The organism is Nonomuraea sp. NPDC050153, from assembly GCF_044460125.1.
In the GTDB taxonomy this organism is placed as follows: Bacteria; Actinomycetota; Actinomycetes; order Streptosporangiales; family Streptosporangiaceae; genus Nonomuraea.
In genome coordinates this window covers 360,660-378,554 of the sequence record NZ_JBITJQ010000001.1, presented here as the reverse complement: position 1 = coordinate 378,554, position 17,895 = coordinate 360,660, and the positions used below count along the sequence as shown (strand labels likewise).

Sequence of the window (17,895 nt, the reverse complement as noted above, 5' to 3'; positions counted from 1 at the left end):
ACGGCGGGCTGAGGACGGCGGGCTGAGGACGGCGGGCTGACACCCAACCGATATCCGCGACGCCTCACGGCGTTCCCAGGCGATCGATACGATCCGCACATGCTCAGAAAGCTTCTGATCGTCGCCGTTATCGCGCTGGTGTCGGCGTGCTCCTCGGGCGGCGGCAACGAGCTGCCTGCCGGTCCCGACCTGATGAAGAAGGCCGCCGAGGCCATGAAGGGCGTCAAGTCGGCCGGCTTCTCGATCACGACGGAGGGCAAGACCAATGTGCCGGTCAAGAAGGCGGACGGCAGGCTCACGGCCGCCGGTGACGCCGACGGCACGATCACGATCGACCTCATGGGCCTGCAGGAGATCAGCTTCGCCGTGGTCGGGGACACCGTCCACTTCAAGGGGCCCACGGGCGGCTTCCAGAAGATGACGCGCCAGCAGCTCGCGCAGTTCTACGACCCCTCGGTGATCCTCAATCCCACCAAGGGCATCGCGCAGCTGCTCGCCTCGGCCACCGATCCCAAGGTGGAGGCGCTGGAGGGCGACGTCTACCGGGTGACCACCACGTTCCCCGGGCAGGTTCTCGTCCAGATCATCCCCGGTCTTTCGCAGGGCGTGAACGGCAAGGTCTGGATCGACAAGGCCACCGGCCGCCTGACCAAGGCCAGCCTGCCGGTGCAGGACGGCACGGTGACGGTGTCGTTCAGCGACTACGACGCGCCGGTCACGATCACGCCGCCCGCCGCCGGATGAGAGCCGCCCGCCGGGTCGTCCTCGGCACCGGGGGCGCGGTGGTGCTGCTGGCCGCGCTCGACGCGTACGTGGTGGTCACGGTCCTCATCGACATCGCCGAGGACGTGAACATCCCGCTGAACCACCTGGAGCGGGCCACGCCGATCGTGACGGGGTTCCTGCTCGGGTACGTCGCCGCGATGCCGCTGCTCGGCCAGCTCTCCGACCGTTACGGGCGGCGCCCGCTGATCCATGCCTGCCTGGCGGCGTTCGCGCTCGGCTCGGTGCTGACGGCTCTGGCCGCCGGCGAGGTGATGGTGGTGGCGGGGCGCACCGTGCAGGGGGTGGCCGGCGGGGCGCTGCTGCCGATCACGATGGCGCTCATCGGCGACCTGTGGGACGAGCGCGAACGGCCGGTGGCGCTGGGGGCCGTGGGGGCGGCGCAGGAGCTCGGGAGCGCCCTCGGGCCCCTGTACGGCGGGGTGCTGGCGCTGATCCCGAGCACCGTGGTGGCGGGGGTGGAGCTGGGCGGCTGGCACGCCATCTTCTGGATCAACGTCCCGCTCGCCGCCCTGGCCGCCGTCGCGGTCCACTTCACGGTCCCCTCCGGTACGACCACCCGTACGAGCCCGGCGGTGAACCCGGCGGACCGCGCCACGCCCACCCCCGAGGCCGCCCTCCCCCCGGCGACCACATCCGAGGCCGCTCTCCTCCCAGCGGCCGCATCCGAGGTCACCCAGCCCTCGGCGGCCACTCCCGGCACAGCACTCCCCTCGGCGAGCGCTTCCAGCACGGCACCTCCCACTGCTGGGGCCCCTGACACCGCATCCCCCATGTCGTCCACCAGCGACGTGGCGAGGGACGCCGCAGACGAGGCGGCCACCGGTGCGGACTCGGTGGAGGGCGTCGGCGGGCGGCGGCGCGTGGACGTCGTCGGCGGCGCGCTGCTGGCACTGGGGCTCGCGCTGCTGGTCGTGGGCCTGTACAACCCCGATCCGGCCACCACCGTGCTCCCCCCGTGGGGCTTGCCCGTGATCGCCGCCGGAGCGCTGGTGGCCGGGATCTTCGTGTGGTGGGAGATCCGCTCCCCCGTACGCCTCCTCGACCTCTCCGCCACCCGCAAGGGCCCCCTGCTCGCCACCCTGGCCGTGAGCTTCCTGGCCGGGGCGGCGCTCCTGGTGACCATGGTGTTCGTCCAGTTCACCGCCCAGACCCTGCTCGGCGAGGACGCGCTGGGAGCGTCGCTGGTCCTCGCCAGGTTCCTGGCCGCGCTCACCGTCGGCGCCCTGCTGGGCGGCCTTCTGGCCCGCTGGCTGGGTGACGGCGTCGTCGCGGTGGCGGGCATGGTGCTGGCGGCGGCCGGCTACTGGCTGATGAGCCGGTGGCCCCTCGAACTCGAGAGCGCCGGGCTCGTCGTCGACGTCGACCTGGTGGTCGCCGGTCTGGGGCTGGGCCTGGTCATCGCCCCGGTCTCGTCGGCGGTGCTGCGCGTGACCTCGGCGGCCCAGCACGGCGTGGCGTCGGCGGCGGTCGTGGTGGCCAGGATGATGGGCATGCTGATCGGCATCGCGGCGGTGTCGGCGTGGGGCTTCTACCGGTTCCAGTCGCTGACCGCCCACCTGGACACGCCGCTGCCGTTCGGCGTGGACGCGGTGACGTACCAGCGGCAACTGGCCGAGTACACCGCGAAGGTGCAGACGGCGCTGCACACGGAGTACACGGAGATGTTCCTGGTCACGGCGTTCATCTGCCTGCTGGGCGCGGCCGTCGCGCTGCTGATGCCCCGCGCCCGGCGGGGCGGGCCCGCCACGCCCGCCTGAGAGCGGACGCGGCGGGCCGTGCCCGGTGGTTACGGGGACAGGCGGTGCAGGTCGCGGGGGAAGGCGGTGGTCTGGCGGATGTTGGCGGCCCCCGTCAGCCGCGCCGTCCACCGTTCCAGCCCCAGCGCGAACCCGCCGTGCGGCGGCATCCCGTGCCGGAACGCCTGCAGGTACCCCTCGTACGCCTCCGGGCCCTCACCCCGGGCGGCCAGCGCGGCCACGTAGTCCGGGTACCGGTGCAGCCGCTGACCGCCCGTGACCAGCTCCAACCCCCTGAACAGCAGGTCGAACCCGTTGGAGTGGCCGGGCCGGGCGGGGTCCGGGTGGGTGTAGAAGGGCCGCTTGGACATCGGGTATCCGGTGACGAACAGGAACTCCGACCCGTGCTCCCGCGCCGCCCACTCGCACAGCCACCGCTCCTGCGCGGGCGACAGGTCCGGCTCCGCCGAGCCGGTCAGCTCCTGCGCCTCGGCGAAATGAACGGCCGGGATCTCGGCGGGCACCTCGGGCAGGACCGCGCCCGCGCGTTCGACGGCGGAGGGGGCGCGGCGCCGTACGGACTCCAGCATGCCCGCCACCACCTCCCGCAGCACCGCCATCACGTCCCGGTGGTCCCGGACGAAGCCCAGTTCGGCGTCGAGGCTGGTGTACTGGGCCAGATGGCGTACGGTGTCGTGCGGCTCGGCGCGGAAGACCGGACCGACCTCGTAGACCCGCTCGAACACCCCGACCATCGCCTGCTTGTAGAACTGCGGCGACTGGGCCAGGTAGGCGGGCCGGCCGAAGTAGTCGATGCCGAAGACGTTCGCGCCCGACTCGGTGGCCGAGGCGACGATCTTCGGGGTGTGGATCTCGGTGAACCCGAGCCCGTCGAGCGTCTCGCGAAACCCCGCCACGCTCGCGGCCGAGATCTCCAGCGGCGCGCTGAGCAGCGGATGCCGCAGCGCGACCGGCGCGTGGTCGAGGATCGTCGGCAGCCCGGCCGACACCACCGGCCGGTACAGGTCGAACGGCGGCGCCGCGCACGGCTCCGTCAGCACCTCGATCTCCGGCTCGACCAGCTCGACGCCTCCCGGCGCCTGCGAGCTGGCCGTCACGGTGCCGGTGACCTCGACGACGCTCTCCTCCCCGGGCAGGTCGCTCGCGGCCACCACCTGGGCAAGGCCGGTACGGTCCCTGACGACGAGGAAGGACACGGATTTCAGCTGCCGGCGGCGATGGACCCAGCCGGCGATCGTCACTCGTTGGCCGGCGTGCTCAGCGAGCTCCGCCGACATGACACGAGAGATCATTACAGCTCCTCATGAGGAATTGCATGACCCCTTGGGAGTGCGGGGGAGAAGGGAACTCCCGGTGCCACCGCACTTTCGCCGCCTCAGCGAAGGCGGCCTCGACGACCCGATGACGGGGGTCAGACCGGCGGGGCATTTCCTCCCCGCACTCGGGAGTGTCTTCACCAGCGGAGCACGGGACCGCCTTCGCAGCTACCGGCGGCTCTCTGGACCCCTGCGGACCTCTGGCTACTCGTCTCCGTCGACGCGTTGCCGTAGATCTTACGGCAGATCTCACGACTGGGCCCGGGCAACGGCAAGGCTGTTCCCCGGGCGCCGCGCACGCTACTTGTCCTTCTTGCCGCGCTTCTCGCGGATCTTCATCGTGACCTCGATCGGCGAGCCGGCGAACCCGAACTCCTCCCGGATGCGCCGCTCGATGAAGCGCCGGTAGGTGTCCTCCAGCCATCCCGACGTGAACAGCACGAACTTCGGCGGCTCGATGGAGGCCTGGGTGGCGAAGAGGATCTTGGGCTGCTTCCCGCCCCGCACCGGCGGCGGCGTCTGCTGCACCAGCTCCGTCAGGAACGCGTTGAGCCGGGCGGTGGGCACCCGGGTGGACCAGGAGTCGAGCGCCTTCTCCAGGGCGGGCACCAGCCGGTCGATGTGCCGGCCCGTCAGGGCGGAGATGTTGACCCGCAGCGCCCACGGGGTGCGCACGAGCTGCCGGTCGATCTCTTTCTCCAGGTAGTAGCGGCGGTCCTCGTCGACCAGGTCCCACTTGTTGAAGGCCACCACCATGGCCCGGCCCGACTCGATGACCAGGCCGATGATGCGCAGGTCCTGCTCGGTGAGGACCTCGCTGGCGTCGATGAGCACGACGGCCACCTCGGTGCGCTCCAGCGCGGCACGGGTGCGCATGGCCGCGTAGAAGTCGGCCCCCTGCAGCTCCCGGTCGCGCCGCCGGATGCCGGCCGTGTCGACGAACCGCCAGGTGCGCCCGCCCAGCTCGATCAGCTCGTCGACCGGGTCGCGGGTGGTGCCGGCCATGGGGTCGACCAGCACCCGCTCCTCGCCGGCGAGCTTGTTGAGCAGCGAGGACTTGCCGACGTTGGGCTTGCCCAGCAGGGCGACGCGGGCCGGGCCGCGCTCGGCCTCGAACTTGACGGCGGGCGTCTCGGGCAGCGCGTCGAGCATCACGTCGAGCAGGTCGCCGCTGGAGCGCCCGTGCAGGGCCGAGACAGGGTACGGCTCGCCGAGGCCGAGCGACCACAGCGCGGCGGCCTCCAGCTCAAGTTGCTGGTTGTCGACCTTGTTGGCGGCCAGGATGACCGGTTTGCCGGACTGTCGCAGCACCGAGCCCACGATCTCGTCGGCGTCGGTCGCGCCCACGGTGGCGTCGACGACGAACACGATCACGTCGGCCAGCTCGACGGCGACCTGGGCCTGCTCGGCGATGCGCAGGTTCATCCCGGTGGCGTCGGGGTCCCAGCCGCCGGTGTCGACCACCGTGAAACGGCGGCCACGCCAGTTGGCGTCGTACGTGACCCGGTCGCGCGTGACGCCCGGCACGTCTTCCACGACCGCCTCGCGGCGGCCGATGATGCGGTTGACCAGCGTGGACTTGCCGACATTAGGCCGCCCCACGATGGCGACGACCGGCAGCGGCGCAGTGTCGCCGTGCTCGGTGATCTCAAGGTCGTCGAGGTCAGCCTCGACCCAATCCCCCGTTGGCACGAAATTTCATCCTTTGTGAGTACCGCACCCTCAGGTGCGCTCGCGTACATGGTCGCGGCCGCTTCGGAACTCGTTGGCTCCGCTCTCTCCTTCCGAGCTCCTCCGCTCAGCGACCAGTCCCAACACCTCACCGATGACCTCTTCCAAGGTCAGCGGCGTGGTGTCGAGCTCGACGGCGCCATCCGCCATCGAGAGTGGGTCCGTCTTACGTGTCGAGTCCAGGGTGTCACGCCTGGCCATGGCCTCCTGCTGCGCCTCCACCGTCGAGCCCGCCACCTCGGCGTTGCGCCGCCGGGCGCGGGCCTCCGGGCTGGCCGTCAGGTAGACCTTGACGGCCGCTTCCGGCCAGACGACCGTGCCGATGTCGCGGCCCTCGACCACGATGTCACCGGCGCCGATCAGCTCCCGCTGGAGCTCGACCAGGCGCGCCCGGACCTCGGGGACGGCGGCCACGACGGAGACGGCGCCGGTGACCTCGGTCTCCCTGATCGGCTCCCCCACGTCGACGCCGTCGACGTGGATGGTGGGACCGTCGGGGTCGGTGCCGGACTCGATGCGCGGCTCGGCGCAGCGGGCCGCCATCGCGGCGGGGTCGGCCAGGTCGACGGCCTGAGCGAGCATCCACCAGGTCATCGCCCGGTACATCGCCCCGGTGTCGAGGTAACGCAGGCCCAGCGCGCGGGCGACCCCGCGCGACACGCTCGACTTACCCGACCCCGAAGGGCCGTCCATGGCGACGACCAGACCGGCCACGGCCTCTCCCTCTGCACGAGCTGCTCAAGTATCCCAACCCGAAGAGGCTACCGTGTCCGGCTCAGTCGGCGATCCAGCTCCCGTGGAAGCCGAGCGGGACGCGGGCGGGCAGATGGACGGTGGCGACCGGCTCGCCGGTGAAGTCCTGCGCGGACAGGATCACCAGGTCGGCCGCTCCCCTGGCCTCGTTGTTGACGAAGGCGAGCACGTAGCCGTCGTCCTCGGCCTCGCCGGAGGCGACGAACACCGGCTCGCCGACGTAGGCGCCCCGCCCGAACCGCCGCCACTCCTGCGTCCCCCGCACCAGGTCGTGCTTGATGAGCGTGTTGTCGAACGCCTGGTCGGGCAGGTCCTCCAGCTCGCTGTCGGGCGCGTACAGCACGTCGTGCAGGTCGCGGGCGGCCGAGGTGTAGCCGTAGCGGTACGGCCGGCCGGTGCGGCGCTCGTCCATGCGCGGGAACTCCTGCGGCCGGTCGTCCAGCCGGCTCTGCCGGACCTTGCCGGAGACGAGGTCGATCGTCCACCGGTCGAGCGTCGGCAGGCCGCCCAGGTCGAGCCGGGCGTCCACGAACCGCTTCGGGTAGCGGACCACGTCCACGACCACCTCGTCGCCGTCGTCGTAGGCGTTGAGCGTGTGGAACACCCAGCACGGGTCCACCTCCACCCACCGCACGTCGCCGCTCTCGCGCGACATGAGCCCGATCCGGGCGCCGTGGGCGTCGTTCCACGCGTACGGCAGTTGGACGCCCTTCTCCGCGTGGGCCATGCTGAACGTGACCGGCAGGTCGTAGATCACCACGTACCGCTCGGTGAGCGCGAAGTCGTGCAGCATCGGGGCGTCGGCGATCGGGATGTCCCTGATCCCCGTCACCGCGCCCTCGGGGTTGATCACGATGTGCTGGTGGTGGTCCCAGCCGAAGAAGTAGGCCAGCGCGTGCAGCTCGCCGCTGGCCGGGTCGAGGTGGGTGTGCGCGGCGAACCCGCCGGGCAGGCCGCCGCCGAAGTCGCACGCGCCGACGGTGTCGAGCTCGTAGCTCAGCTCGTACGGCAGCGCCCCCGCCTCGACGGTCGCGAACGTGCGCCCGGCCAGCCCGATGACGTGCGTGTTGGCGGCGAAGTCCATGCCCCCGTGCACGGGGCCTGGCCTGGCCGGCTCGCCGAGCCGTTCGGCGACGCGGGCGCTGCGTACCCAGCGGTTGCGGTACCACTCGGCGCGGCCGTCGCGCAGCCGCACGCCGTGGACCATGCCCTCGCCGAGGAACAGGTGGCCGGCCGAGGGGTCGTCGAGGCTGAGCGGGTTGGGGCCGTTGCGCAGGTAGCGGCCGTTCAGCTCGGCCGGGACGCGACCGGTGACCTCCAGGTCGAAGGCGGTGATCTCATCGGCCACTGGCGCGAACCCGCCGGTGAAGGGCGTCATGTCAGGTTCCTCTCCTCGTGGGTCAGGAATGGCGTGAGGACCGAGTCGCAGAGCAGCCGGTAGCGCTGCGCCGCCTCGTCCGGGTCGAAATAGCCCGAAATTTCCAGACTTACGGCGCCGTGCATGGCCATCCACAGCACATCGGCGATCTCCCGGGCCGCGCCCCCGCGCAGCGCCCCTGCCTCCAGGCACTTCTCCACGCCCCGCAGCAGCAGGTCGAACGTCCGCCTGGCGGCCAGCACCGACTCCTGGTCCGGCTTGAACCCCGGCATCGCCCCCTGGAACATGACCCGGTAGTAGTCGGGCTCGGCCAGCGCGTAGGCGCGGTAGGCCGCCAGCCCCGCGCGCAGCGCGGCCAGGGGGTCCGCCGGGCCCGTGACCTCCAGCAGCCACCGCTCGAACCGCGCGAACCCCTCCAGCCACAACGCCCGGCTGAGCCCGTCCTTGCCGCCGAACAGCGTGTAGATCACCTTGGTCGAGCAGCCGACCTCGCCGGAGATCCGCCGCACGGTCAGCGCCGCCGGCCCTTCGGCGACGAGCAGGTGCGTGGCGACGTCGAGGATCGCGGCCCGGACGACGCTCTGCCCCTCCTGCTGGGCCTGCTGGTACGCAGTAGTCACGGTAACGCCGTTTTCTATGGGTAACACTGTTACCGCCCTTCCTACCCCGTTCCGGGGAGCGCGTCAACCGGAGGAGTAAGTGAGCGCGGCACGGTAAGTGGCCCCCTGTGAACGATCCGCGCGTCACCGTGGTGGTGGCCGGCCGGAACAGGCCGCGGGCGCTGGCCCGTACGCTCCCCCTCCACCCGCGCCCGGTGATCCTCGTCGACAGCGGCCCGGCCGACGTGACGGCGGGGTTCGTGCGGCGTCATTTCCCGGACGTTCGCCTGGTGGAGACGGGCAAGGATCCGGGAGCGCCGGCCCGCGACATCGGCGTCCGCCTGGCCGTGACCCCCTACGTGGCCTTCGCCGACGACGACTCCTGGTGGGCGCCGGGGGCGCTGGAGCGGGCCGCGGACGTGCTGGACGCGTATCCGCGGCTGGCCGTCCTGGCGGCGCGCGTGCTGGTGGGGCCGGAGGAGCGGCTGGACGCGGTGTCGGAGCGGATGCGCGCCTCACCGCTCGGCGTGGAGCCGGACCTGCCGGGGCCGAGCGTGCTGGGCTTCCTGGCGCTGGGGGCGGTGGTGCACAAGGAGGCGTTCCTGGAGGCGGGCGGGTTCGACGGGGTGCTCCTGTCCTCCGGCGAGGAGGAGCGGCTGGCCGTGGACCTGGCCGCGAAGGGGTGGGGCCTGGCGTACGTGGACGACGTCGTGGCCCACCGCCACCCGCCTCCGCCGGGGGGCGCGCGCGGCAGGAAGGTGCTGGCCACCCGTGACGCGGTGCTGACCGCGGTGCTGCGCCGCCCGTGGCGGGTGGTGGCGCGCAGGTCGCTCGACGCGCTCCTGGCCGGCCCTGCGGGCTGGGAGGGGCTGCGTACGGCCGTGCCGAGCCTGCCCCGGGCACTGGCCGAGCGACGGGAGCTGCCGGCGGCGGTCGAACGGGCGCGGCGGCGGCTGGAGAGATGACCGGATGTTACATGCCGTGACTGACGGGAAGCAGAGGGTCATGACAACGATACCAAACCCGATCGACCTGCTCAAGAACCTGAGCGACGTCGAGTTTCCGGCCAATAAGCAAGATCTGCTCAGGGCTGCCCGCCAGCACAAGGCGAGCAAGGACATCATCAAGGCCCTGGAGACCCTGCCCGACCACGACATCTTCGACGATCCGAGTGACGTGACCGACGCGCTCTCGACCATGCGCTGATCGCGGGAAGTGCGGCGGGCGGGGCCCGAAGGCCCCGCCCGCCGTGCTGTTCACCCGAGCCCCGCGCTCAGCGCGAACACCCACACGGGCACCAGCCCTCGCTTCAGCAGCCTGAAGGTGGGTATCGGGCTGCCGCTCACCGTCTCCTTGTAAGCGATCGCCGCCCGGCCCTTCAGGTACCACCGGCGCGGGCTGTCGTCCGGCCGGGTGAACTGGATGACCGCGTCCTCGCGCCCCAAGGAGATGGGCTGATGCACGTACCCGAACCGGAACGCCTTCGGGGTCCTGCCGCGCAGGGTGGCGGCGAGCGAGTCGGCCGCGTGCAGGCCGGTGGGGATGCCGCCCTGGCAGGTGCCGTGCAACACGCCGAACCGCTGGCTGACCGCGGCGGCGTCGCCGACGGCGTACACGTCGGGGTGGGACACCGAGCGCAGCGCGGAGTCCACCACGATGCGGCCGCGGGCGTCGACGGTCAGCCCGGACTCGGCGGCCGCCGGCAGACCCCTGGTGCCGGTGGTCCAGAGCGTCGCGTCGGAGTGGACGAGCTCGCCCCCGGCCAGTTCGACGGCGTCCGGGAGGACTTTGGTGATGTCCGCGCCGGTCCGCACCTCGACGCCCAGCCGTTCCAGCGCGGCGTCCAGGTGGGCGCGCGCCCGCTCGCCCATCATGGAGCCGGGCCGCCCCCTGGTCAGCAGGACCACGCGCAGGTGAGGGTGCGCCTCGGCGATCTCCGTGGCCGACTCGACGCCGGTCAGCCCGCCACCGGCCACGACCACCGAGCCCGAGGTGAGGGCGGCGAGGCGTTCTGAGAGCCGTACGGTGCCGGTGTAGTCGTCGTAGACGAAGGCGTGGTCGGCGACGCCGGGCACCGAGGCGTCGGTGACGGTGCCGAGCGCGTAGACCAGCTTGTCGTAGCCGAGCACGCGCCCGTCCTCCAGGCGCGCCTCCCGGCGCTCGACGTCCAGCCCGGCCACGCGGCCCTGGACGAACTCGATGCCGGTGCCCGCGACCACGTCCTCCAGCGGGAAGTCGGCCAGCCGTTCCCCGGCCGCCGTCTGGTGCAGCCTGAGCCGCTCGGTGAACCTCGGCGAGGCGTTCACCAGCCGCACCCGGCCGCCCGCGCGGCGGGTCCTGACGGCGGTCCTGATGGCCGCGGCGACTCCGGTGTAGCCGGCTCCGAGTACCAGGATGTCGGTCATTGTCCTTACCTCCTCGATTCGACCTGAAGACGGATCGAGGAGGCTCGGACGTGACATCGGGCTATCCGGCGGCCGGCACGGCGGGCTTGGCGTCGGTCCAGCCGACCTTGTACGTCTCGACCCCGCTCTTGCCGGCCAGCTGCTTGCCGCCGTCCTGGAGGTCCACGTAGTGGGCCAGCAGCGTCATCGTCCGGGTGTCCACGATGAACTGCTCCTTGAGCACCGTGTTCTTCTGCTCCAGGGCCGGCAGGGCGACCTTCTGACCGGACCGGTTCAGGGGGTCCTTCGCCCTGCCGAGGTCACTGACGCCCTTGGTGGTCTTCAGCGCCTGGTACGCGGCTGACCTGACCTTGAACGGCACCGGGTTCTCGTACAGCAACCGGGTCAGGTACTCGCCCACGTACCGGTCCAGGTTGACCAGCCAGTCCTCCTTCTTGGCCCTCGGGTCGGTGGTCCTGGCCTCCTCCGCGGCCTCGTCGATCCAGGCGCGCACCTCCGCGACGACGTGCGCCCTGAGGGCCTCCGGCTCGGCGGGCAGTGCCTGGAGCTGGGCGTACGTCACCCACTTCTCCCCCATCCGGAATTTCCCGTCGGGGTGCCCCTTCACCGGGCCCACGCGTCCCTTGCCGGGTTCGGTGGACAGCGAGATCTTCATGCCTTCCGTCCGGTACGTCCACGACGTCGGCGACCCGTCCGCCCGCCAGGCCGCCTCGTCCTTCGCGGTCTTGGGCCGGGCCCCCAGCTCGCGGTAGGCGGACCACGCCTTGCCCCCGGGCGTGAGCCAGTCGACGCCGACCGACCGTACGGTCAGCGTGTATCCGCTGCCCACGGGGCGCGGGTGGTCCGCGGTCCGCACCACCTCGACCCGCCAGTAGGCGCCCTCGGCGGGGGCCGCCTGCGCGGGCACGGCGACGATGCCGGCGGTGATGAGGAAGGCCGCTGCGGCTACGGGGTATCTCACTTGGTTCCCTCCAACGGGTTGTCGTTCGTCCAACGGCTGTCCTGGACCGCGGTGTACTCCAGGAGCAGTCCGTCCTTCACCGACCGGGTCTCGATGGACAGCGGCATCCCGCTGTCCGGGTCGATCACCAGCCGGGTGCGGGTCTCCCCCGCGTACGGGGTCGTGGGGTATTCGGCGGACCGGTATTCGACCGCTTGCCCCGGGCGGCCCAGCGCGTCGGTCACCGCGCCGGCGGCGCTCACCCCGGGCAGCGAGGCCAGCAGCCGGTAGGCGGCGGCCCTGGTCCGGCTGGTCACCGGCGCGAAGAAGAGCAGGCGGGCGGTGTTGTCGACGGTCGCCTGGTCGTCGGCGGCGCCGAGGAGCGCGCGCAGTCCCTCGGGGGTGTCGGGCACCTCGTTCATCTTGGTGAGCGGCTTGCCCGCGAGCACGATGCGGAAGTCCCAGTCCTCGGTGGAGAAGGTCTCCGGCTTGCCCGGCGCCGCCCGTACGATGCCGCTCGGCGCGTCCTCGGTGGGCAAGCCGGGAGCCTTCTTCCCGTAGGTCCACGTCTCCGGCGCCCCGGCGGCACGCCAGGCCGCCTCGTCCTCGGGGGTGGCCGGTCCGGCGCCCAGGTAGGTCCTGCGGGACCAGGTGAGGCCCTCCGGGTCCGCGGGGATCCAGGTCTCCTCCGACTCCCTCTGGCGCAGCACGTAGCGTTGGCCGGGCTCGCGGAACTCCCTGCCGTGGACCAGTGTGCTGCCCCACCAGGCGCCGGTGTCCGGCACGGAGGCCACCGAGGCCGCGGCGGCCAGCAGGAACCGTTTGCCGTCGGGCGCGGTGAGCACGCCGTGCCCCGCCGGCGGCGTGGTGGGGCCAGTGGTGGGCACGGCGGTGGGGAGGAGCAGGACCGCTGCCGCCGCGGCGCCCGCGAGCCCCAGCCCCAGCCCGGTCCACCTGGCGCTCCTGCGGCCCTTCCGCACCCGCTCCTGGGTGATCGCGGCGGCCAGCCGCTCGCGCCCGGCCTGTTCCACGCCGGACGTCAGCGGCGGTGCCGGCAGCAGCTCCCGCACTGCCCGGTAGTCATCCATCGGTGCCTCCGTTCAAGGGATTGACGCTGCCCAGGGCGGCACGAAGCTTCCTGCGCACGCGGGACAGGCGGGATCCGACGGTGCCGTACGGGATGTCGAGGGCCTGGGCCACCTCTTCATGGCTCAGCTCGCCCAGCGCGCTCAGGAGCAGCACATCCCTGTCGCCGTCGGACAGGGCACGCAGCTCCGTCGCGAGCCGCCCCTGTGCGCTCACGGCGTCCACGCGGGTCACCACGCGCTCCTCGTGGCCGTCCTCCGGGGCGCGGTGCACGCCGGCGCTGCGTTGCAGCGCGGCCAGCCGCCGGGTCTCGGTACGGCGATGCAGGGCGATCAGGTTGGTGGCGAACCCGTACAGCCAGGGGCGGACCTCGCCGCGCCGGGAATCGAACGTCTCGCGCTTCCTGAAGGCCGCGAGGAACACCTCGGCGGTCAGGTCGTCGGCGGCCTGCCGGTCCAGGCGCCTGCCGAGGTACGCGTGGATCTCCGCCACGTATCGGTCGTAGATCTCACCGAACCGCTCGGGTTCTCGACACGACAGCTCCACCAGAGCCGCGTCGTTCAGCGCCTGCGCCGGGACCGATGGCCCGGCGCGAGCCGTCATGTTGGCAGTCACACCCTTTACTCAACCGATAGGGCGTTCTGCTTTCACGCCCGCGTCGCGCCGGGGGCTCTCAAGATCTCAGGGAACTTTCCAGCCGCGCTCGCGCAGGGCGTCGGCGAGCGCGGAGGCGGCGTCGGGCTGGACGGACAGCTCGGCGATGCCCAGGGGCAGCCCGGGCGCGTGCTCCAGGCGCACGTCCTCGACGTTGACCCCGACCTCGTCGCACACCTGGAAGAGGCGGGCGAGCTGGCCGGGACGGTCGCCGATGACGACCTGGACGACGGCGTAGGAGGAGGCCGGGCCGCCGTGCTTGCCGGGGATGCGGTCGTGGCCGACGACGCCGCGCTTGAGCAGCTGGGTGATCTCGTAGGTGGCGGTGCCGTCGCCCTCGGCCAGGGCGCGCAGGGCGCTGGCGGCCTCGGCCAGGTCGGTGGCGACGGCTTCGAGCACCTCGGCGACCGGGGAGGCGTTGCCGGACAGGATGCCGAGCCACAGGCTCGGGTCGCTGCCCGCGATCCTGGTGACGTCGCGTACGCCCTGACCGGCCAGGCCGAGCGCGACGTCGGTGGCGTCGGCCAGGCGGGCCGCCACGGCGGAGGCGGCGACGTGGGGGGCGTGGGAGACGACGGCGACCGCGCGGTCGTGCTCGGTCGCGCTCACCTCGACCGCGTTGGCCCCGCACAGCTCGATCATCCGCAGCACGGTCGCCTTCGCCTCGGGATCGGCCTGCTCGGTGGGGCACAGCGCCCACGGCCGGCCCAGGAACAGGTCGGCCCTGGCCGCCCCCGGTCCGGACTTCTCGCGGCCCGCGAGGGGGTGGGAGGCGACGTACGAGGTCAGGTCGCAGCCGAGCTGCGTGGCCCGGTGCAGCGGCTCGGCCTTCACGCTGGCGACGTCGGTGTAGAACCGGGCGGCGTTGATCCGCTGCAGCTCCAGCAGCTCGGTCGCCACGTGGGCCGGGGGGACGGCGATGATCGCCAGGTCCACCACGCCGGTGGGCCGCTCGTCCGGCTGCCAGTCTTCGCCCGCGCCCAGCTCCCGGGCCAGCCGTACGGCGGCCTGGTCGCGGTCGGCGAGCAGCACGCGTACGCCGCGCTTGCGCAGCGCCAGGGCCGCCGAAGTGCCGATGAGGCCGGTGCCGACGACGAGCGCGGTACGAAGTTCCATCTCGATGTCCTGATTTATCGGGCGATTGTGGTCGTGAGTATGCCCTGGCGTACTCGCCTGGCGTTACTGGGCGATATCCTGCCGCAACTTCACCGCGCCACGCAGGTAGACATGCTGGATCGCGGACCGCGGGCGGTCGAGGTCGACGTGGGCCATGAGGCGTACCACGCGGGGCAGCGCGCCCGGCACGTCGATCTCGGTGCAGCAGATCAGCGGCACCTCGTGGAAGCCCAGCTTCCGCGCCGCGAGCGCCGGGAACTCGGCCGTCAGGTCGGGCGTGGCCGTGAACAGCACGCTGATCACGTCGTCCGTGGTCAGCTCGTTACGCTCCATGATCGCGGTGACCAGCTCGGTCGTGCCTGCGATGATCGAGTCGCGGTCGTTGGCTTCCACCTGGATCGCCCCGCGGATCGCCCGCACCATGTGGTCAGTCCCCTTCCATAGCGGGAGAGCCCGTGCGGAGGTTCGCACGGGCTCCTGCGTCCGGCCAGATTACAGCTTCACGGCCGCGTACAACTCACCGACCTCTTTCAAGCTCAGCGCCCTAACCGTCCCAGGTTTGGTACGGCCCAGCTTCACCGGGCCGAACTCGATCCTGGCCAGGTCGATCACGCGGTGGCCCGCCTCTTCCAGCATGCGCCTGACGACGTGCTTGCGGCCCTCGTGCAGAACGATCTCGACCAGCGCCTGCTGACCGTGCTCGTGCACGATGGCGAAGCTGTCGGCCTTGACGATGCCGTCCTCCAGCTCGATGCCCTGCTTGAGCCTGCGGCCCAGGTCGCGCGGGATCGGGCCCGGCACCTTGGCCCAGTACTTCTTCTGCACGCCGTAGCTGGGGTGCGTCAGCCGGTTGGCCAGCTCGCCGTCGTTGGTGAGCAGCAGCAGGCCCTCGGTCTCGGTGTCGAGCCTGCCCACGTGGAACAGCCGCGGAGCGAGCTCCTCCACGTAGTCGGCCAGGCACGGGCGGCCCTGCGGGTCGCTCATGGTGGAGACGACGCCGATGGGCTTGTTCAGGGCGTAGTAGACGAGGTCGGGGGCGGTGGGGACGCGCTTGCCGTCCACGTGGATGACCTGCGTCGCCGGGTCCACCTTGGCCCCGAACCGCCGCACGACCTGGCCGTTCACGGTGACCCTGCCGTCGCCGATCATCTCCTCGCAGGCCCGGCGGCTGGCCACGCCCGCCTGGGCGAGCACCTTCTGCAGCCGCACCCCGTTGGGGACCTCGGTGGTGTCGCGCTCGTCGGTGTAGTCGTCGGCGTAGAAGTCGCGGTCGCGGAGGGGCTGGCGAGCGGCCTTCACGCGGTCACGCTGGGGGCTGCCGATCGTCTGCACGTCGTCGCGGCGGGGCGCGCGAGGGGCGCGGGTGGCACGGTCGGCACGGTCGGCGGTGCGGGCGTCACCGTCGCGCTTGCCGAACCGGGCCCGCGAAGAGACCGGCGCGGCCCCTTCCCTACGCCCGCTCCGGTCAGCCCGGAACCCGCCACCACGCTCGTCGCGCCGCCCGGCGCCGAACCCGCCACGCTCGTCACGGGCACCGTAGCCACCACGGTCCTCACGGGCACCGTAGCCGCCGCGCTCGTCTCGCCGCCCGGCACCGGCGCCACCACGCTCGTCACGCCGCCCGGCACCGGCACCACCACGCTCGTCGCGAGCACCGTAGCCACCACGCTCGTCGCGAGCACCGAAGCCACCACGCCCATCGCGGGCACCATAGCCACCGCGCCCGTCGCGGGCGCCGAAGCCGCCACGCTGGTCGTCGCGGCGCTCGGGACGGTATCCGCCCCTGTCGCCGCGGGGCCGCTCCTGGCGCTCGCCGCGCTCATCACGCCGCCCGGCCGGGTAGCCGCCGCGCTCATCACGTCGTCCGAAGCCGGCGCCACCGCGCTCATCACGCCGCCCGGGGCCGTAGCCGCCGCGCTCGTCCCGTCGGTCAGTTGCGCCGTAGCCACCGCGGCCCTCACGGGCACCGTGGCCGCCGCGCTCGTCTCGCCGCCCGGCACCGGCGCCACCGCGCTCGTCGCGAGCACCGTAAGCGCCACGCCCGTCGCGGGCACCGTAGCCGCCACGCTGGTCGTCGCGGCGCTCGGGACGGTATCCGCCCCTGTCGCCGCGGGGCCGCTCCTGGCGCTCGCCGCGCCCGTCGCGGTCTTCGTCACGGCTCCTGCGCTCGTCACCGAAGCGGCTGCCGCCGCGGTCGTCGCGCGCCGGGCGCTCCTCGCGCTCGCCACCGGAGTATCGCTGCTCGCGGCCGCCGGACCCGTACCGGGCGCGCGAGCCGCTCCGGTCGGCGCGGAGGGAGTCACCGGACCCGCCGCGGCTGTCATTCGAACGGAACCCGTCCCTGGAACGGGACCCTGAACCGGAGTCGGAGCGGAAGGCGGGACGTCCCGCTCGGCCCTGACCCGAGCCGCCGGTACGTCCACGACCGCGTCCATCACCGGACGGGGTGCTACGCCTGTTGATCACTTTGTTGTCTCCTCGAGGTTTTCCACGTCGTCGGGGAGGAGGGGCGCGAGCTCGGGGAGCTCGCTGAGGTCCCGCAGTCCCAGACGTTCAAGGAAGTATGAGCTTGTCCGGTAGAGCACTGCCTGGCTCTCCGGGTCGGTGCCGGCCTCTTCGACCAGCCCTCTCGCGACGAGCGTCCTCATGACGCCGTCGCTGTTGACGCCGCGTACTGCGGCGACGCGGGCCCGGCTCACCGGTTGCCGGTAAGCCACGACCGCAAGTGTCTCCAGCGCGGCCTGGGTCAGCCGCGTCTGCTGGCCGTCGCGTACGAACCGCTCGACCAGGGGTGCGCAGTCGGCACGCGTGTAAAAACGCCAGCCGCCCGCGACATCTCTCAAGTCAAAACCTCGGCCGGCAGCGGTATATTCCGCCGCCAGGCCCCGCAGCGCGGCGGCCACCTCGTGGGTGGGCCGCTCCAGCACCTGGGCCAGGGTGACCTCGGCCACGGGCTCATCGACGACGAGCAGAATGGCCTCCAGCGCCGCCGCCAACGTCGGCCCGGTCCCAGCCCGCTCCTGCCCCTCCCCCGCGTCTCCGGACCCCTCCTCCAGGTCCTCCTCGCCCAGTGCCGCACCGGCCTCCGCAACGTCCGCCTCTTCGGCCGCACCAGTCGCGCTGAGCTCCACCGCGCCGCCACTCGCCGACTCGGCGCCCGGGAGGCGCGTGTCCGGGGTGGTGGCCGAAGCGTCCGGTGCCGCTGGGGTGTCGGGTGGTGCCTCCTGCGAAAGCGGCCCGTCGGCCGACCGCGCCTCATCCACCGACTGCGCCTCATCCGCCGACCGCGTCCCGGCCTCCGACGGTTCGTCGTCCGAGGGCGTGGGCTCGGTCTCGGTGTCCTCCACAGGTGGGGCCGGGGGTTGGGCGAGGGA

Annotated in this window: 18 protein-coding genes; 4 read left to right on the top strand and 14 right to left on the bottom strand. The window is 72.3% G+C overall.

From position 1 onward, the window contains the following. The first annotated feature begins 99 nt into the window (after positions 1–99). Both ACIBQ1_RS01765 and ACIBQ1_RS01760 read left to right on the top strand, forming a co-directional pair. On the top strand, positions 100–744 hold the full coding sequence (locus ACIBQ1_RS01765) for an LppX_LprAFG lipoprotein (RefSeq protein ID WP_397274013.1): 645 nt from the start codon (positions 100–102) through the stop codon (positions 742–744). After that, positions 741–2,543 carry an MFS transporter gene (locus ACIBQ1_RS01760; RefSeq protein WP_397274012.1) on the top strand — a complete coding sequence of 601 codons (1,803 nt, stop codon included), beginning with the start codon at positions 741–743 and terminating at the stop codon, positions 2,541–2,543. The genes ACIBQ1_RS01765 and ACIBQ1_RS01760 overlap by 4 nt, the downstream gene beginning before the upstream one ends. Positions 2,544–2,572: 29 nt before the next feature. Here the strand turns inward: ACIBQ1_RS01760 and aspS are convergent, their stop codons facing one another. The 5 genes from aspS to ACIBQ1_RS01735 form a co-directional block, all read right to left on the bottom strand. Continuing rightward, positions 2,573–3,835, bottom strand: coding sequence for an aspartate--tRNA(Asn) ligase (aspS, locus tag ACIBQ1_RS01755; protein ID WP_397274011.1), 1,263 nt, complete (start codon positions 3,833–3,835; stop codon positions 2,573–2,575). A 324-nt stretch (positions 3,836–4,159) separates the two neighbouring features. After that, positions 4,160–5,551 (bottom strand): ribosome biogenesis GTPase Der, encoded by a 1,392-nt coding sequence (gene der / locus ACIBQ1_RS01750; protein WP_397274010.1) that lies wholly within the window; start codon positions 5,549–5,551, stop codon positions 4,160–4,162. Positions 5,552–5,581: 30 nt separating this feature from the next. Then, entirely contained in the window at positions 5,582–6,304 is a 723-nt protein-coding gene (gene cmk, locus ACIBQ1_RS01745) for a (d)CMP kinase (protein ID WP_397274009.1), read from the bottom strand. Positions 6,305–6,365: 61 nt separating this feature from the next. After that, positions 6,366–7,721: a carotenoid oxygenase family protein gene (locus ACIBQ1_RS01740; RefSeq protein WP_397274008.1), complete on the bottom strand. Its 1,356-nt coding sequence runs from the start codon at positions 7,719–7,721 to the stop codon at positions 6,366–6,368. Continuing rightward, positions 7,718–8,341: a TetR/AcrR family transcriptional regulator gene (locus ACIBQ1_RS01735; RefSeq protein ID WP_397274007.1), complete on the bottom strand. Its 624-nt coding sequence runs from the start codon at positions 8,339–8,341 to the stop codon at positions 7,718–7,720. Before ACIBQ1_RS01735 ends, ACIBQ1_RS01740 begins: the two co-directional genes overlap by 4 nt. A gap of 107 nt (positions 8,342–8,448) precedes the next feature. Between ACIBQ1_RS01735 and ACIBQ1_RS01730 the strand changes: the two genes are divergently transcribed. Beyond that, a complete protein-coding gene (locus ACIBQ1_RS01730) occupies positions 8,449–9,285 on the top strand; it encodes a glycosyltransferase family 2 protein (RefSeq protein ID WP_397274006.1) in 837 nt (278 codons plus the stop codon). Between the two features lie 40 nt (positions 9,286–9,325). Continuing rightward, the gene (locus tag ACIBQ1_RS01725) at positions 9,326–9,526 is read left to right on the top strand and encodes a DUF2795 domain-containing protein (RefSeq protein WP_397274005.1); all 201 of its coding nucleotides are present in this window, start codon (positions 9,326–9,328) and stop codon (positions 9,524–9,526) included. 50 nt (positions 9,527–9,576) lie between these two features. On the opposite strand, the gene ACIBQ1_RS01720 is transcribed toward ACIBQ1_RS01725, so the two are convergent. From ACIBQ1_RS01720 to scpB, 9 genes are all read right to left on the bottom strand, one after another. Then, positions 9,577–10,725 carry an NAD(P)/FAD-dependent oxidoreductase gene (locus ACIBQ1_RS01720; protein ID WP_397274004.1) on the bottom strand — a complete coding sequence of 383 codons (1,149 nt, stop codon included), beginning with the start codon at positions 10,723–10,725 and terminating at the stop codon, positions 9,577–9,579. 61 nt (positions 10,726–10,786) lie between these two features. Further along, positions 10,787–11,686: a hypothetical protein gene (locus ACIBQ1_RS01715; protein WP_397274003.1), complete on the bottom strand. Its 900-nt coding sequence runs from the start codon at positions 11,684–11,686 to the stop codon at positions 10,787–10,789. Continuing rightward, entirely contained in the window at positions 11,683–12,753 is a 1,071-nt protein-coding gene (locus tag ACIBQ1_RS01710) for a CU044_5270 family protein (RefSeq protein ID WP_397274002.1), read from the bottom strand. The genes ACIBQ1_RS01715 and ACIBQ1_RS01710 overlap by 4 nt, the downstream gene beginning before the upstream one ends. Next, positions 12,746–13,366, bottom strand: coding sequence for an RNA polymerase sigma factor (locus ACIBQ1_RS01705; protein ID WP_397274001.1), 621 nt, complete (start codon positions 13,364–13,366; stop codon positions 12,746–12,748). Before ACIBQ1_RS01705 ends, ACIBQ1_RS01710 begins: the two co-directional genes overlap by 8 nt. A gap of 66 nt (positions 13,367–13,432) precedes the next feature. Next, positions 13,433–14,521: a prephenate dehydrogenase gene (locus ACIBQ1_RS01700; protein WP_397274000.1), complete on the bottom strand. Its 1,089-nt coding sequence runs from the start codon at positions 14,519–14,521 to the stop codon at positions 13,433–13,435. 63 nt (positions 14,522–14,584) lie between these two features. Next, complete coding sequence (gene aroH, locus ACIBQ1_RS01695) at positions 14,585–14,944, bottom strand: chorismate mutase (protein ID WP_185073133.1); 360 nt, start codon at positions 14,942–14,944, stop codon at positions 14,585–14,587. A gap of 69 nt (positions 14,945–15,013) precedes the next feature. Then, positions 15,014–15,820, bottom strand: coding sequence for a pseudouridine synthase (locus ACIBQ1_RS01690; protein ID WP_397273999.1), 807 nt, complete (start codon positions 15,818–15,820; stop codon positions 15,014–15,016). Continuing rightward, the gene (locus ACIBQ1_RS01685) at positions 15,817–16,677 is read right to left on the bottom strand and encodes a hypothetical protein (protein WP_397273998.1); all 861 of its coding nucleotides are present in this window, start codon (positions 16,675–16,677) and stop codon (positions 15,817–15,819) included. The genes ACIBQ1_RS01690 and ACIBQ1_RS01685 overlap by 4 nt, the downstream gene beginning before the upstream one ends. 306 nt (positions 16,678–16,983) lie before the next feature. Beyond that, positions 16,984–17,577, bottom strand: coding sequence for an SMC-Scp complex subunit ScpB (gene scpB / locus ACIBQ1_RS01680; RefSeq protein WP_397274545.1), 594 nt, complete (start codon positions 17,575–17,577; stop codon positions 16,984–16,986). Between the last annotated feature and the right edge of the window lie 318 nt (positions 17,578–17,895).

Bases quoted from the DNA above. Each gene is read 5' to 3' on its own strand.
- ACIBQ1_RS01765 (WP_397274013.1), top strand. From the start codon at position 100: ATGCTCAGAAAGCTTCTGATCGTCGCCGTTATCGCGCTGGTGTCGGCG.
- ACIBQ1_RS01720 (WP_397274004.1), bottom strand. From the start codon at position 10,725: ATGACCGACATCCTGGTACTCGGAGCCGGCTACACCGGAGTCGCCGCG.
- aroH (WP_185073133.1), bottom strand. From the start codon at position 14,944: ATGGTGCGGGCGATCCGCGGGGCGATCCAGGTGGAAGCCAACGACCGC.
- ACIBQ1_RS01740 (WP_397274008.1), bottom strand. From the start codon at position 7,721: ATGACGCCCTTCACCGGCGGGTTCGCGCCAGTGGCCGATGAGATCACC.
- ACIBQ1_RS01700 (WP_397274000.1), bottom strand. From the start codon at position 14,521: ATGGAACTTCGTACCGCGCTCGTCGTCGGCACCGGCCTCATCGGCACT.
- aspS (WP_397274011.1), bottom strand. From the start codon at position 3,835: ATGATCTCTCGTGTCATGTCGGCGGAGCTCGCTGAGCACGCCGGCCAA.
- ACIBQ1_RS01760 (WP_397274012.1), top strand. From the start codon at position 741: ATGAGAGCCGCCCGCCGGGTCGTCCTCGGCACCGGGGGCGCGGTGGTG.
- ACIBQ1_RS01725 (WP_397274005.1), top strand. From the start codon at position 9,326: ATGACAACGATACCAAACCCGATCGACCTGCTCAAGAACCTGAGCGAC.
- ACIBQ1_RS01710 (WP_397274002.1), bottom strand. From the start codon at position 12,753: ATGGATGACTACCGGGCAGTGCGGGAGCTGCTGCCGGCACCGCCGCTG.